The sequence below is a fragment of the Streptomyces sp. NBC_00872 genome, from assembly GCF_045161915.1.
Lineage (GTDB): Bacteria > Actinomycetota > Actinomycetes > Streptomycetales > Streptomycetaceae > Streptomyces.
In genome coordinates, this window is sequence record NZ_CP108806.1 from 3,133,832 (window position 1) to 3,148,634 (window position 14,803).

Annotated in this window: 14 protein-coding genes and 2 tRNA genes; 8 read left to right on the forward strand and 8 right to left on the reverse strand. The window is 69.9% G+C overall.

Features of this window, described 5'->3' with window-relative positions:
- The first annotated feature begins 3 nt into the window (after positions 1-3).
- Both rsgA and OG214_RS13280 read left to right on the forward strand, forming a co-directional pair.
- On the forward strand, positions 4-1,014 hold the full coding sequence (gene rsgA, locus OG214_RS13275; protein WP_363079681.1) for a ribosome small subunit-dependent GTPase A: 1,011 nt from the start codon (positions 4-6) through the stop codon (positions 1,012-1,014).
- Between the two features lie 86 nt (positions 1,015-1,100).
- Positions 1,101-1,424, forward strand: coding sequence for a multidrug efflux SMR transporter (locus OG214_RS13280; protein ID WP_066945825.1), 324 nt, complete (start codon positions 1,101-1,103; stop codon positions 1,422-1,424).
- On the opposite strand, the gene OG214_RS13285 is transcribed toward OG214_RS13280, so the two are convergent.
- Positions 1,390-2,076: a TetR/AcrR family transcriptional regulator gene (locus OG214_RS13285; RefSeq protein ID WP_405984856.1), complete on the reverse strand. Its 687-nt coding sequence runs from the start codon at positions 2,074-2,076 to the stop codon at positions 1,390-1,392. The genes OG214_RS13280 and OG214_RS13285 overlap by 35 nt on opposite strands.
- 149 nt (positions 2,077-2,225) lie before the next feature.
- On the opposite strand from OG214_RS13285, the gene hisN reads away from it, so the two are divergent.
- Positions 2,226-3,026: a histidinol-phosphatase gene (gene hisN, locus OG214_RS13290; RefSeq protein WP_363079683.1), complete on the forward strand. Its 801-nt coding sequence runs from the start codon at positions 2,226-2,228 to the stop codon at positions 3,024-3,026.
- Positions 3,027-3,273: 247 nt separating this feature from the next.
- The gene (locus OG214_RS13295) at positions 3,274-3,675 is read left to right on the forward strand and encodes a CBS domain-containing protein (RefSeq protein WP_363079684.1); all 402 of its coding nucleotides are present in this window, start codon (positions 3,274-3,276) and stop codon (positions 3,673-3,675) included.
- 87 nt (positions 3,676-3,762) lie between these two features.
- On the opposite strand, the gene OG214_RS13300 is transcribed toward OG214_RS13295, so the two are convergent.
- Positions 3,763-5,214: a catalase gene (locus tag OG214_RS13300; RefSeq protein ID WP_405984857.1), complete on the reverse strand. Its 1,452-nt coding sequence runs from the start codon at positions 5,212-5,214 to the stop codon at positions 3,763-3,765.
- Positions 5,215-5,358: 144 nt separating this feature from the next.
- Between OG214_RS13300 and OG214_RS13305 the strand changes: the two genes are divergently transcribed.
- A complete protein-coding gene (locus OG214_RS13305; protein WP_363079686.1) occupies positions 5,359-5,775 on the forward strand; it encodes a Fur family transcriptional regulator in 417 nt (138 codons plus the stop codon).
- A 118-nt stretch (positions 5,776-5,893) separates the two neighbouring features.
- Here OG214_RS13305 and OG214_RS13310 read toward each other — a convergent pair.
- Positions 5,894-5,967, reverse strand: a tRNA-Met gene (locus OG214_RS13310).
- 250 nt (positions 5,968-6,217) lie between these two features.
- Here OG214_RS13310 and OG214_RS13315 point away from each other — a divergent pair.
- Together OG214_RS13315 and OG214_RS13320 are read left to right on the forward strand one after the other, a co-directional pair.
- A complete protein-coding gene (locus OG214_RS13315) occupies positions 6,218-6,502 on the forward strand; it encodes a hypothetical protein (protein WP_363079687.1) in 285 nt (94 codons plus the stop codon).
- Positions 6,499-7,020: a tail fiber domain-containing protein gene (locus OG214_RS13320; protein WP_405984858.1), complete on the forward strand. Its 522-nt coding sequence runs from the start codon at positions 6,499-6,501 to the stop codon at positions 7,018-7,020. The genes OG214_RS13315 and OG214_RS13320 overlap by 4 nt, the downstream gene beginning before the upstream one ends.
- A gap of 33 nt (positions 7,021-7,053) precedes the next feature.
- Here the strand turns inward: OG214_RS13320 and OG214_RS13325 are convergent, their stop codons facing one another.
- From OG214_RS13325 to OG214_RS13335, 3 genes are all read right to left on the reverse strand, one after another.
- Entirely contained in the window at positions 7,054-9,126 is a 2,073-nt protein-coding gene (locus OG214_RS13325) for a tetratricopeptide repeat protein (RefSeq protein ID WP_405984859.1), read from the reverse strand.
- 204 nt (positions 9,127-9,330) lie between these two features.
- A tRNA-Met gene (locus tag OG214_RS13330) sits at positions 9,331-9,404 on the reverse strand.
- 42 nt (positions 9,405-9,446) lie between these two features.
- A complete protein-coding gene (locus OG214_RS13335) occupies positions 9,447-12,380 on the reverse strand; it encodes a UPF0182 family protein (protein WP_363085932.1) in 2,934 nt (977 codons plus the stop codon).
- Positions 12,381-12,527: 147 nt separating this feature from the next.
- Here OG214_RS13335 and OG214_RS13340 point away from each other — a divergent pair, with 147 nt between their 5' ends.
- Positions 12,528-13,085 carry a PPA1309 family protein gene (locus OG214_RS13340; protein ID WP_363085931.1) on the forward strand — a complete coding sequence of 186 codons (558 nt, stop codon included), beginning with the start codon at positions 12,528-12,530 and terminating at the stop codon, positions 13,083-13,085.
- Positions 13,086-13,266: 181 nt separating this feature from the next.
- Here OG214_RS13340 and OG214_RS13345 read toward each other — a convergent pair whose 3' ends face one another.
- Entirely contained in the window at positions 13,267-14,355 is a 1,089-nt protein-coding gene (locus OG214_RS13345; RefSeq protein ID WP_363083783.1) for a S16 family serine protease, read from the reverse strand.
- Positions 14,356-14,466: 111 nt separating this feature from the next.
- Entirely contained in the window at positions 14,467-14,694 is a 228-nt protein-coding gene (locus tag OG214_RS13350; RefSeq protein WP_382866357.1) for a hypothetical protein, read from the reverse strand.
- Between the last annotated feature and the right edge of the window lie 109 nt (positions 14,695-14,803).

Here is a 14,803-nt window from a genome sequence, read left to right on the forward strand (position 1 = left end):
GCGATGCGGCGCTACGGCAAGAACCCCGACGAGGACGACATCCGCTCCCGCCCCAACCCCAAGGGCAACCGGCCGCGTACGCATATCAGGCCCAAGCACGAGGACGCCTCGGAGGGCATGGTCCTGACCGTGGACCGGGGCCGGATCACCTGTCTCGTCGAGGACCGGGTGGTCCTGGCGATGAAGGCACGCGAACTGGGCCGCAAGGCAGCCGTGGTGGGAGACCAGGTCGGTCTGGTCGGAGATCTGTCGGGCAAGAAGGACACCCTGGCGCGGATCGTACGGATCGAGAAGCGCCACTCCGTGCTGCGGCGCACGGCGGACGACGACGATCCGTACGAGCGCGTGGTCGTCGCCAACGCCGACCAGTTGGCCGTCGTCACCGCGCTCGCCGACCCCGAGCCGCGTCCCCGGCTGATCGACCGCTGTCTGGTCGCCGCGTACGACGGGGGGCTGGAACCGCTGCTCGTGCTGACGAAGTCCGATCTGGCCCCGCCCGACGAGCTGTTGGAGACCTATCGCGCGCTCGGTATCCGCCATGTCGTCACCCGGCGCGACGAGTTGGCGAGCGGATACGCCGCCGATCTCGTACGCGAGTATCTCGACGGCCGGGTCACCGCCTTCGTCGGCCACTCGGGCGTCGGCAAGACAACACTGGTCAACGCCCTGGTGCCGGACGACCGGCGGCGGACCACCGGCCTGGTCAACGCGGTCACGGGCCGGGGCCGGCACACCACGACCTCGGCACTGGCCCTGCCGCTGGAGAAGGCGGACGGCTGGGTGATCGACACCCCGGGCATCCGTTCCTTCGGACTGCACCATGTCGATCCGTCCCGGGTCATCCTCGCCTTCCCCGATCTGGTGCCCGGTACGGAGGGCTGCCCGCGGGCGTGCGGCCATGACGAGCCGGACTGCGCGCTCGACGCGTGGGTGGCCGAGGGACACGCCGATCCGGCCAGGCTCTACTCCCTGCGGCGGCTTCTCGCCACGCGTGAGCGGCGCGAAGGGGACTGACGCGCACACGTTTGCGATCCCGTAGCGCTGGTAAGGGCATAATCCGTCGGGACCGGGCAGTCACTGATACGGGGAGGCCTCTGACAATGGCGTGGCTGCTGGTTGTCGTCGCCGGAATCCTGGAGACGGGGTTCGCCGTCTGTCTCAAGCTCTCCCATGGCTTCACCAGGCTCTGGCCGACCATCGCCTTCGCCGCCTTCGCGCTCGGCAGCTTCGGTCTGCTGACGCTCTCGCTGAAGAAACTGGACGTCGGTCCCGCCTACGCGGTCTGGACGGGCATCGGCGCGGCCGGTACCGCGATCTACGGGATGATCTTCCTCGGCGATGTGGTCTCCGTACTGAAACTCGTCTCGATCTCCCTGGTCATCATCGGGGTCATCGGGCTCCAGCTCTCGGGCTCGGCGCACTGAGGGGCGCGGGCAGCGACGCGGTGACTGCGGTACGGACCAGCGGTGCCACGGACTCCCCACCGGGCGCGACGAGATGGGCGAGCGCCAGCCGCAGGGCCAGCTCGCAGCGGTAGAGCAACTCGGCCCTGCCGGCACCGGTCCGGGAGTGATCCGTACGGCCGCGGTCCGGGTGGCCCGGTTCCATACGGTGCCGTTCCAGCGTCGCCACGGATCTGTCCCGTACCAGCGCGACCAGATCGCCCGTCGCGGGCGGCCCCGCGTCGGCGCGGCGCTGCGCCGGGACACCGGAGGGCGGGGCGCTGACCCGTACGGGGGCGGGCACGGGCAGCCACTGCCCCCAGCAACCCGTCAGCAGCGCGCGCAGCAGAGGCCGCGCCCGCGCCTCGGCGACGGTCCACTCCGCAACGGCCACCAGCCGGTCCACGGTGTCCTTCCGCTCGCTCAACTGCCGTTCCACACCGCGCAGATAGAGATCGACCTCGCGCCGCACGAGTGCGCGGGCCAGTCCGTCCTTGCTGCCGAACTCGTTGTAGAGGGTCTGCCGGGAGAGCCCGGCGGCCGAGGCCACATCGACCATCCTGACCGCGGACCAGGGCAGCCGGGCGAGTGCCGAGAGACCGGCGTCGAGCAGGGCTTCACGCGCAGTAGGCATCGTCGCCTCCGGGGCCGTGCGGCTCTGCGCTCAGAGTTGACGGGCCGTCGTCGGCTGTCAAGACCAACGGCGACGGCCGCCGTCCATTGGCGGCTTCTTGCCGGTACCGGCCCCGTGGCCGGATCTTCCCCTCGGTGGATACTGTGACCATGTCCGACTACCACGATGATCTGCGTCTCGCCCATGTCCTCGCGGACGCCGCCGACGCCGCGACGATGGACCGCTTCAAGGCCCTGGACCTCAAGGTCGAGACCAAACCGGACATGACCCCGGTGACCGAGGCCGACAAATCGGCCGAGGAGCTGATCCGCGGCCATCTCCAGCGGGCCCGGCCACGCGACGCGATCCTGGGTGAGGAGTACGGCATCGAGGGCACCGGCCCGCGCCGCTGGGTCATCGACCCCATCGACGGCACGAAGAACTATGTGCGCGGGGTGCCGGTCTGGGCGACGCTGATCTCGCTGATGGTGGCCGCCGAGGGCGGCTACGAACCGGTCGTCGGCGTGGTGTCGGCGCCCGCGCTGGGCCGGCGGTGGTGGGCGGCCAAGGGCGGCGGCGCGTACACGGGCCGCAGTCTCTCCTCCGCGACCCGGCTGCGGGTCTCGAAGGTCTCGCGCATCCGGGACGCGTCGTTCGCGTACTCCTCGCTGACCGGCTGGGAGGAGCAGGGCCGGCTGGACGGCTTCCTCGATCTGACCCGCGCCTGCTGGCGCACCCGCGGCTACGGCGACTTCTGGCCGTACATGATGGTCGCGGAGGGCTCGGTGGACATCTGCGCGGAGCCGGAGCTGTCCCTGTGGGACATGGCGGCGACCACGATCGTCGTCCAGGAGGCGGGCGGCAGCTTCACGGGCCTGGACGGCCGTGTGGGCCCGCACAGCGGAAACGCGGCGGCCTCGAACGGCATCCTCCACGAGGAACTGCTCGGCTACCTGAACCAGCGGTACTGACCAGCGGTACCGGCGACCCGGCACCCGGCCGGAGGCGCGAACCGCACCGCACTCCCCTGACCACGCCCTCGGCCGGGCGGCGGACGGCGCCCGGCCGCCCCGCCGCGCACCCCTCGCACTCCACGCGCCCCCTTGTTGCTCCGGCCAAGGAGTGTCACTCTGAAAGTCCCCCCACTTGTGAACTTGTGAATCGTTTCTCACTGGAGGGTCCGCACGGGACGGTTTACCAAGGAGGTGTCTTCACCCCATGCTCGTCCGTGACGCCATGAGTTCGGTGGTCCTGACCATCGGGCCCACGCATACGCTCCGCCAGGCGGCCCGGCTGATGTCGGCACGCCGCGTCGGCGCCGCCGTCGTCCTCGATCCCGATCACTGCGGTATCGGGATTCTCACCGAGCGTGACATCCTGAACTCGCTCGGTGCGGGCCAGAGTCCCGACGCCGAGACCGCCTGCACCCACACCACCACCGATGTCGTCTTCGCCGCACCCGCCTGGACGCTGGAGGAAGCCGCGGCCGCCATGACGTGCGGCGGATTCCGCCATCTCATCGTGCTCAACGACCGGGAGCCGGTCGGCATCGTCTCCGTACGGGACATCATCCGCTGCTGGGCGCCGGCCCGGCGCGAGGCGGCGGTGCTGACCGGCTGACGCCCGCCCGGCCCCGCCCCCGTCCGGGGGCACGGCAAAAGGGGCCGGATCCCGAGGGACCCGGCCCCTTCCGTCTCGGCGAGGCTGTCAGCCGCGCAGGGCCTGGACCGCGGCCTCCAGTCGCTTGCCGAAGTCACCGTCCGCCTGGCGGAAGTTGTTCACCGCGCGCTCGGCGATGTCGTCGCGCGAGACCTTGGAGATGAACCCGGCGAGATTCTCGATCAGCCGGCCCTTCTCGTCCTCGGACATCAGCCGGTAGAGATTGCCCGCCTGCACGAAGTCGTTGTCCTCGGCGTGGCGCGGGGCCTCGTGGTTGCCCGTGGCACCGCTGACCGCGACCGGCTGCCAGAGCGGCCGGTCCGTCTGGAACGGGCCGCCGAAGCTGTTCGGCTCGTAGTTCTTGGCGCCCTTGTGGCGGCCGTCGTACAGATACCCGTCCCGGCTGTTGGTGCGCGCCTCGGTGGCGTGGGGACGGTTCACCGGCAGATGGTCGGCGTTGATGCCGACGCGGTAGCGGTGGGCGTCGCCGTACGCGAAGAGACGGCCCTGGAGCATCTTGTCCGGGGAGGGACCGATGCCCGGCACGAAGTGGGCCGGCGAGAAGATCGACTGCTCGACCTCCGCGAAGATGTTCTCCGGGTTGCGGTTGAGCTCCAGCTTGCCGATCTCGATCGGCGGGTAGTCCTCGTGCGGCCAGACCTTGGTCAGGTCGAACGGGTTGAAGCGGTAGGCCGCCGCCTCGTCCGCCGGCATGATCTGCACCTGCACCGTCCAGGACGGGAACTCACCGCGCTCGATGGACTCGCGCAGATCGCGCTGGTGCGAGTCCGCGTCCTCGCCCGCGAGCACCGCGGCCTCGGCCGAGGTCAGGTTCCTGATGCCCTGGTCGGTCTTGAAGTGGTACTTGACCCAGAAGACCTCGCCGGCCTCGTTGTTCCACTGGTACGTGTGCGAGCCGTACCCGTTCATGTGGCGCAGCGTCGCCGGGATGCCGCGGTCACCGAAGAGCCAGGTCACCTGGTGGGTGGACTCGGGCGACAGCCCCCAGAAGTCCCAGACGTTGTCCGCCTCCTGCGAGCCCGTGTACGGGTCGCGCTTCTGGGTGTGGATGAAGTCGGGGAACTTGATGGCGTCCTTGATGAAGAACACCGGGGTGTTGTTGCCGACGAGGTCGTAGTTGCCCTCTTCGGTGTAGAACTTCAGCGCGAAACCACGCGGGTCGCGTACCGCGTCGGCGGAGCCGAGGTTGCCCGCGACGGTGGAGAAGCGCAGAAACGTCTCGGTCTGCTTGCCGACCTCGGACAGGAACTTGGCGCGCGTCCACCGCGAGACATCGCGGGTCAGCGTGAACGTGCCGTACGCGCCGGCGCCCCGCGCGTGCACGATGCGCTCCGGAATGCGCTCACGGTTGAAGTGGGCGAGCTTCTCCAGCAGCGCCTGGTCCTGGACCAGCACGGGACCACCGGCGCCCGCGCTCTCGCTGTTCTGGTTGTCGGCGACCGGAGCCCCGGCCTCCGTAGTGAGCGGTCCCTGCGTCACGTGCGCCTCCTGGTCATTCGCCACCGGTCCTGTGCCTCGGCGGCTTTCGTGACCGATCCTACGATGGACTTTGTCTAAGTCAAGCAGCCATCCAAAGTCATACAGATACCGGACCTGGTTCCCCTCAATGTTAGACTGGCTGTCATGAGTGACCTGTTGGAACGACTTCGCGGACGAGGCTGGCGTATGACGGCCCAGCGGCGTGTGGTGGCCGAGGTCCTCGACGGGGAGCATGTGCATCTGACGGCCGACGAGGTGCACGCGCGCGCCGTCGCCCGGCTGCCGGAGATCTCCAGGGCCACGGTCTACAACACCCTGGGCGAGATGGTCACGCTCGGTGAAGTGATCGAGGTCTCCACGGACCGCCGCGCCAAGCGGTACGACCCGAACGCGCACCGGCCCCACCAGCACCTCGTCTGCGCCCGGTGCGGAGCCATCCGCGATGTCCATCCCACGGGCGATCCGCTGGCGGATCTGCCGGACGGGGAGCGCTTCGGCTTCACGGTCTCGGACGTCGAGGTGACCTACCGGGGCACCTGCCCGGACTGCGCGTCCGCCTGACCGCGCCACGCGCCCGCCCTGCCTTGCCCCACCTCACCGTAAGAAACATCCGAGGCCACCCGAGGCGAAACACCCGAGGCCCGGAACTCTTTCGAGTTCCGGGCCTCGGATCTGTCAGTAGCGGGGACAGGATTTGAACCTGCGACCTCTGGGTTATGAGCCCAGCGAGCTACCGAGCTGCTCCACCCCGCGTCGGTAAACGCAACATTACGTCACGCCCGCCGAGCGGTGCAAATCCCTTAAGGGCGGGCCCGGGACCGCGGAGCCGGTGAGCGACGGAGGCGGACGCGCGACGGCAGACGTGCGACGTCGGATGTGCGACGGATGTGCGCCGGATGCGGGACGGCGGCGCCCGATGGTCCAGTACGCCGTTTCCTCTCGGCCGGCTTCTTCGTTAGGCCCCGGACAACCGCGTCATCACCTTGCCCCCCGGAGGAATCCCATGCCACCGTCCAGCAAGTTCGTGCGGTCCGCAGCGACCGTCACCGCCGCCGTCGGGATCGCGGCCGCGGCCGCGACACCGGTCTGCTGGGCCGCCCCCGCCGACCCCGCCCCGATCGTGAGCAGCAAGACACCGGCCGCGGCCGCGGCGCAGCCCCTCGCCGGCGACCAGCTGGCACCCGTCACCGGGCTTCTGGGTGGTCTGCCCCTGGTGGGCGGCCTCCTGGGCGGCCTGTCCGACCGTAACGCGAAGACCGATGTGACACCGGTGCGCTGGGACCGTTGATCACCGACACCGTGCGTCGCGCCGTCCGCCGCTTGCGGCCGGCGCGACCGGATCGTCTCTCCCGCGCACTGGCCGCGGCCGGTCCGGCGGGGCTGGCCTCCGCCGCCACTCCGGACACCACCGGACCCGCCGAAGCACTCAACGGCTATCAGGTCCTGGACGAGGTTCTCCGTCTGCCGGTCAGCACCTGGCGCTACCACTGGGACCCGCCGCATGTCCGGCATCTGGGCCCGATGGCCCAGGACTGGCACGCCGCCTTCGGACTCGGCGCCAACAACGTCACGATCTCCGCCACCGACACCAACGGTGTCGCTCTGGTCTGCGTCCAGGCACTCCACCGCCATATCGACGACCTGCGCTCGGAGATCGCCACTCTCCAGGAGCGGATCGCCCGCCTGGAGGAGCCTTACCGGTCGGAACCCCACGGGTCGGAACCCCACCGTTCGGAACCCAGCCGGTCGGAACCCAGCCGGTCGCAACCCAGCCGGTGCGAGCCGTCCACACCCCCCGCGCGCTAGCACGCCGACGCTCGGTGGCGCGGCGGCCGGGTCTCAGGCGGTCAGTTCCTGGTGGAGCGCCTCGCGCAGTCGCGCGGCGCGCTCCGCCACCTCGGCGGGGCCCAGCTCGACGGCGCGGGCGCACCAGCGCTGGCCCTCGGTCAGCTCGCCCCGGCGCGCGGCGAGCAGCGCCAGGCGCAGCGCGGCCCGGCCGTGGCCTGCCTGGGCGGCCCGGGTCCACCACAGGGCGGCCTCCCGCTCACCGCCCTCACGTACGAGCAGCAGTCCGAGGTTGAAGGCGCCGTTGCGGCTGCCCGCCTCCGCGGCCTCGCGGTACCAGCGCGCGGCGTCGCCGATGTCCCCGCGGGCGGCGGCGAGCATGCCGACCCGTACCTGAGCCCGGCGGTGCCCCTGCTCGGCGGCCCGCTCGTACCACTGCTCGCACTCGCTCTTGAGGCCGTACGGCTCACCGAGCGCGGGCGGACCGGGCGGCGGCTGGCGCGAGTCGAGCAGGGTGGCCAGCCGGAACGCGGCCTCGGCGCTGCCACCGCCCGCGGCACAGCGCAGATGGCGCTCCGCGGAGCGCTCGTCGCCGTCCCGCAGGCAGGCGATACCGACCTGGAGGGCCGCCTCCGTATGGCCCGCGGCGGCCGCGCGCTCGTACCAGCGCAGGGCCGTACGGTCCTCGTCCCGCCCGGCGAAGAGGATGCCCAGGTTGAACGCGGCGTCCACACTGCCCGCCTCGGCCGCCTTGGAGAACCACGGCTCGGCCCCCGTCGGGTCGTCGGCCTGCAGCAGCAGCACGGCGAGCGCGTTGGCGGCCTCGCGGTGGCCCGCGTAGGCGGCACGGCGGTACCACTGTTCGGCCTGGACGGTGCGGTCCTGGGCGGCGCAGAGCAGTCCGAGGTTGTACGCGCCGTTGACATCGCCCGCGTCCATCGCGGCGCGGTACCAGCGCTCCGCGGTCTGCTGCTCGCCCCGGGCGGCGTGCAGCGCGCCGAGGGCGTTGGCGGCGTTGCCGTTCCCCTCCTGCGCGGCGCGCAGCCACCAGATGGCGGCGCTCTCCTCGTCACCCGCGTCACGCAGCAGAAAGCCGAGGGCGCAGGCCGCCCGCGCGTCGCCGTCCCTGGCGGAGGTGAGATACCAGCGGCCCGCTTCCTTCAGCTCACCGCGCTTCTCCAGAATCGCGCCGAGATGCAGCGCGGCCCTGCGGTGGCCCCGGGCGGCGGCCTGCCGGTACCACTGGGCGGCCTCGGCGAGGAGGACGGGCGCGTCGGCGCCACCCGCGGCGTCCATACCCGTGCCCGTACCCCTGCTCAGGCCGGCGCTCGGACCCGTGCCGGTGCCGGTGCTCATACGGGCGCCGGTGTTCATACGCGTACCGGTGCCGTCGCGGTGGGCGCCGATACGTCCGATCCGGTGGCTGCCCGTACTACCGCCGCCCGGGGCCGTCGGGCCCGTACCCCTGCGGTGGACCGGGCCGGCTCCGGCGCGGCCGGTCTCACGGGCCCGGCGCTCCAGTGTCCTGGCGAGCCGGTACGCCGCCTCGCGATGCCCCTGCTCGGCCGCGGCGCGCAGCCAGCGCTCGGCCCCGACATCGCTGCGGTGCTCCAGCAGATCGGCGAGGGCATAGGCGCCGAGGGCATGACCCTGCTCGGCGGACTGGCGCAGCCAGTACTCGGCGGCCGGCTCGTCGCCCAGCTCACGGTGGTGGCGGCCCAGGGCGTGGGCCGCGGCGGCGGATCCGGCGACGGCGGCGATACGCCACCAGCCGGCCGCCTCGTCCGGATAGCCGCGCTGGTGCAGCAGAACACCCAGATTGTTGGCGGCGGCGCGGTCGCCCTCGGCGGTCGCGGACCGCAGATACGGCTCGGCTCCGTCGAGATCGCCGCGGCGCAGCAGGAGGGCGCCGAGCACACTCATCGACGCGACATCCCCGGTGTCCGCGGCGCGGCGGTGGCGGGCCTCGGTCTCTGCGTCGGCGGTCTCCTCCACGCCGGACGTGAGCGGGGCGCTCGTGGCACCAAGAGAATCCGCGGCGCTCGCGGCGTCGGCCGCGCCTGCCGCATGGCGCTGCACAAACCGCCCTGTCTCCAACAGAGTTGTCCTATCCCCCATAATTTCCATCGTCGCACCACCTGCCACCCGCGTACAGCAGGTATACCGCGACCCGCAAGGTCACTTCAGCGTTTTGTCGACATGCCCACAGAGAGACAAGTCAAACACGCTCGGGCCCAAGTCCCGCGCCTTGAAACACCGTTCATGGGGGCTTACACGCCGGACACACGTCAAGGGCCCGGATCCTGTTGGATCCGGGCCCTTGACTTCGCGTAGCGGGGACAGGATTTGAACCTGCGACCTCTGGGTTATGAGCCCAGCGAGCTACCGAGCTGCTCCACCCCGCGTCGTTGTGTCCCAACCGTACCACGACGCGGAGTGATGCCTGCTCAGCCGCTGTCGGCGCCGCCGTCGCCCGACGCGTCGGGCGACGCGCTCTCCGAGCCGCCCGCCGGGGTGCTGTCCGCCGCGGCGGCCCGTCGCAGGGCGTCCTGGAGGGCCTCCTGCGCCTTCCCGTACGCCGTCCAGTCCTGCTTGGCCAGCGCCGCCTCACCGTCGTCGTACGCCTTCTGCGCGTCCGCGATGGCCTCTTGGAGCGCCTTGTCGCCGGTGGCGGGCGGCCTGGTGGTGTCGCCGTCGGACGGTGGCGGTGTCGTGACCGGCGGCTCAGAACTCTCCTCGCCGAAGACTGCGTTGAGCGCCTGGGTCAGTCCGTCCTCGAAGACGGGCTTGCCTCCGTAGGAGACGGCCACCTTCTTCAGCAGCGGGTAGTTGGCGGTGCCGCCGCGCGCGTACACCGGCTCGATATAGAGGAAGCCCCCTTCGAGCGGCACGGTCAGCAGATTGCCGTACTCGATGTCCGAGTCGGTGCCTCTCAAGTCCCGCACGAACGTGGCGACTTCGGGAACACCGTTCAGCTCGCTCTGCACCTGCTGCGGCCCCGGCACGGTGGAGGTCACCCTCAGCACTCTGATCCGGCCGTAGTCCGTACTGGTCGCGTCGGCGTCCACCGCCATGAACGCACCAAGATTGGGGCGTCCGTTGGGCGTGAAGGTCGTCGTCAGCGAGAACCTCTGATCGTCCTGACCGGGCATCTTGAGGCTCAGATAGTACGGCGGGACCGCGCTGCTGTTCTTGTTGGTCGGATCGTTCGGCACCTGCCACGCGTCACTGCCGCTGTAGAACTGCGCGGGGTTGGTGACGTGGTAGCGGGTGAGCAGCTCGCGCTGCACCTTGAACATGTCCTGCGGATACCGGAAGTGGGCCAGCAGATCGGGCTTGATCTCGTCCCGCGCCTTCACGGTGCCGGGGAAGGCCTTCATCCAGGTCTTGAGCACCGGGTCCTCGGTGTCCCACTGGTACAGATTGACCGTGCCGTCATAGGCGTCGACGGTGGCCTTCACCGAGTTCCGGATGTAGTTGACCTGGTTCTGCTGCGCGACGACCGCGCGCTGGTTGTCGGTCAGCGAGTCGGCCGTGGTGTCGCCCAGCGTCGTACGGGACGCGTACGGATAGCCGTTCGTCGTGGTGTACGCGTCGATGATCCACTTGATACGGCCGTCGACCACCGCCGGATAGGCGTCGCCGTCGATCGTCAGCCAGGGCGCGACGGCCTCGACGCGCTCCTTGGGCGTGCGGTTGTAGAGAATGCGCGAGCCGTCACCGATCGCGCCGGAGTAGACCATCTGCGGCTCGCTGAAGGCCACCGCGTACGCCGCGCGGTTCAGCGGGTTGGAGAGATCGACTCCGCTCTTGCCCGCGTAGCTCGTGGTCTGCTCGCCGTTCTTCTCGTAGTCGAGCTCCTTCTGCGGGCCGCCCACGATCGAGTACTGCTCGGTCTTCTCGCCGTAGTAGATCCGCTGCTCGTACTCGGGGAGCTGTCCCGTCGTCGGCAGACCGGACTCGGTGAAGTCGGGAGCGCCGACCGTGCCCTTGTTCTCGTCCGTCACGGTGTTCGTGCCCTTGGACGCGATCGCTCCGTACCCGTGCGTGTACGTGAAGTGGTCGTTGATCCAGTTGCGCTTGGGAATACCCGTGATGTTCAGCTCGCGCAGACCGACGACCGTGTCCTGGATCTTGCCGTCGGTGTCGGTGTACCGGTCGACGTCCAGCGTGGCCGGGAACTGGTAGTACTTACGCTCCTGCTGGAGCTGCTGGAACGCGGGCGAGACCACATTGGGGTCGACCAGCCGGTAACTGGCGGCGGAGTCGGCCGCCTGGCGCTGGTCGGCCTTCTTGGCCGGGTCGCCCTTGCCCTCGTAGTCCTGCACATCGGCGTCGTCGATGCCGTACGCGGCGCGCGTGGCGTCGATGTTCTTCTTGATGTACGGCGCTTCCTTGGCCTGCTCGTTCGGCTGGACCTGGAACTTCTGCACGATCGCCGGGTAGAGGCCGCCGATGAGGATCGCCGAGAGCACCATCAGCCCGAAGCCGATCACCGGGAGCTGCCAGGTGCGGCGCCAGAGCGTCGCGAAGAACAGCACGGCGCAGATGACGGCGATGCAGAAGAGGATCGTCTTCGCCGGGAGATAGGCGTTGGCGTCCACATACCGCAGTCCGGTCCAGTTGCCCGCGGCCTTGAAGTCACTGGACTTCACCGCCAGCCCGTACCGGTCCAGCCAGTACGCCACGGCCTTCAGCGAGACGAAGACGCCGATCAGCACCGAGAGATGGCCGGTGGCGGCGGCCGTGGCGCGCGCGCCCGGACTGGTGATCCGCAGCCCTCCGTACAGATAGTGCGTCAGCGCGGCGGCGATCAGCGACAGCACGGCGGTGGCGAAACCGAAGGCCAGCAGGAAGCGGTACCAGGGAAGATCGAACGCGTAGAACGACACGTCCATCTTGAACTGGGGGTCCTTCTGGCCGAAGGGCACTCCGTTGACCCACATCAGCCACGTGCGCCACTGGCCGGAGGCGGAGGCGCCGGCGATCAGCCCGACCAGCGCCGTGATCGCCAGGAGCACCCACTTCTTGTACGGTGCGATCCCCATCCGGTACCGGTCGAGGTTCTGCTGCTCCATCGACATCGCGCTCAGCGGGGGCCGCAGCCGGTGCGCCAGCCAGATGTTCAGACCGACGGCGAGGGCCATCAGCAGTCCGAAGACGGCGAACAGGCCGACCTTGGTCCAGAGCGTGGTCGTGAAAACCGATGAGTACTTCACCGAGCGGTACCAGAGCCAGTCGGTCCAGAACCCCGCGAACATGACGAAGAGCATGGCCAGCACGGCCAGCGCTCCCAGCGTCATGAGCAGGGTCCGGGCCCGACGGGACGGCCGGCCCACTCTGATCCGTGGCCCGGTCGGGCCTCCGCCGCGGTCCGGCATCTGGAAAGCCAACGTGCGCACCTCGAAGTTCGCGGTCGTGTTTCAGCGTGTAAAGCGGGCCCCGCGATCGTAAGGGCCCACTCATGCAACTTACTGAGGCTTTACCTAGTTCCCGCACCGGGGCCCGAAGGAGGCAGGATATCGACCATGTCCAACGTCTCTCCCTCAGGTACCCCCATGGCCGCGAGCCCGCTGACCCGCGCGGTGCTCGAAATCGACGAGTACGCGTCGGGGCTCGGCTGGGACCAGCCCGCCCGGCTCTTCGCGCTCGTCGACACCGCGCGGCTGCGCACCGACGAGCCGGAGCTGGCCGCCCAGCTCGGTCTCGACGACGGCGGGGCGGTCGCTCCGCTCACGCCCATCGAGCAGGACGAGATCCCGTCCGGCACCCCGCTGGACGAGTTCCTCGGCACCATCGCGTGGCCCGGGGCGGTGGCGGGCTGCGCGATGACGGTGGAACGGCTGATGCTGCCGCCGTCGGCGGAGGCGTCCGTGCCGGACGGTCTCGACGACGCGGGTCTCGCCCGGTGGGTCTCCGCCCATCCGGAGCGCCAGGAGGTCCGGATGACGGTCGCCGTGCTGCGTGACGGCGCCCGTGAGTCGGCCCTGCGGCTGCGCGAGAAGGACTCGCCGAACGAGGTGCTCACGGGCTCGGGGCTGGTGCCGGGCCTGGCCGAGGCCCTGGCGGCGACCTTCGAGGCGTAGGCCGCGTCCGCCACATAGCGTCGGACAGGGCCTGGGTCCTGTCCGGCGGGGCGGCGGGGTCCGCGGATCTTCGCCCGGGTGCGCGGCGGAGATCCGGCCGGGACCCGGGCGGCTACGCGTGAGCGCGCCGCTCCCGTGAGAGTTCCGCGCGCGAGTGGCCGTGAGCGGTGGAGACGGCCGGTCAGCCTGCCGCGCAGGTCGGCAGACCGCCCGTGTCCCCGTCACGGATCTTGTTCAGCGACTTCCTGGCATCGTCGATCGTCTTCACCTTGACCAGGGTGAGGCCGTCGGGGACGTCGGAGGCCGCCGCCGCGCAGTTCTGCTCCGGGGTGAGGAAGTACTCGGCGCCCGCGCCGCGCGCGCCGACCAGCTTCATCTCGATACCGCCGATCGGGCCGACCTGACCCTGGTCGTCGATCGTGCCCGTACCGGCGACGAACTCGCCACCGGTGAGCGCGCCGGGCGTGAGCTTGTCGACAATGCCGAGGGCGAACATCAGCCCGGCGCTCGGGCCGCCCACATCGGCGAGCTTGATGTCGACATCGAACGGGAAGGTGTGGTCGGTCCCGGCCTGGATACCGACGACCGCGCGGTCACCCTCCTCGGACCGCTGGGTGGTCAGCGTGATCAGCTCGATGCCCTCGGGCTCCTTGCCGAGCTTCTCCGCCGCCTTCGCGTCCGCCGCGGGGACGATGCTGAAGATGACGTCCTCACCGGGCTTGTGCTTGGTGACGAGCCTGGCGACATCGGCCGGCTCCCGCACGGGCGACCCGTCCACCTGCTTGATCACATCACCCGCGTGCAGCGTGCCCTCGGCGGCACCGTCCTTGATCACCGAGGAGACGACCGTGCGCGAGGAGACCGGGATGTCCAGTTCCTTCAGGGCGGCGACCTTGGCGCTCTCCTGGGACTGGCTGAACTCCTCGGCGTTCTCCTGGGTGGACTGCTCCTCCGTCTTGCCGCCCGGGTAGAGCGTGTCGTGCGGCACCACGACGTTGTCGTGTGCCAGCCAGCCGTAGACCGCCTCGACGATGTTCATGTTGTAATCCGCGCCCGTGACCCTGACGGTCGTCATATTGAGATGACCCGACGTCGGATAGGTCTTGTGCCCGGAGATCTGAAGGACCGGTTCTCCACCGGCGTTGCCGAGCGTGTTCACCGTCGGTCCCGGGCTCATCTCCGAATACGGCACTTTGATGAGCACTCCCGCGCAGAGCAGCGCGATGAGGATGAGGGTGGAGGCGAGCATCGTCGCGGTGCGGCGTGGCATGGAACGACAGTACGGTAAGCGTCCCTCTGTGCACCGCTGGGGCCGTCCGTACGGGGCTGCGCGCGGATCCGCGTAGCGAATGCGTACGGGCGGCTGCCACGGCGTACGACGTCAGAACCGATCCGGACCGGAGTGCGCCTTTTCCATGGCATCACGGAAGCGGGCGTAGCCATTCAGCTCGGCGATATCCCCGACCGTGCGATCTCTTGAGGCCCAGCTTCCCCATATCGCTGCGCCTACGACAGCGAATAGCGGAATCAACAACCAGGCAAGTGCGGCCATACCGACCTCCCGACGTGCATGAGCGTCTGTGAACTGACCGATCAGCAGATTAACCATCTGCTGAGACAACGCTGCTGGCAGGGGTGCGGTTACGCAAATCGGGCCGTCCCGGACGGACCAGGTTTCAGGCCGGGCCCACTGCGGCAAGGCGCCCGACCGAAGCTCT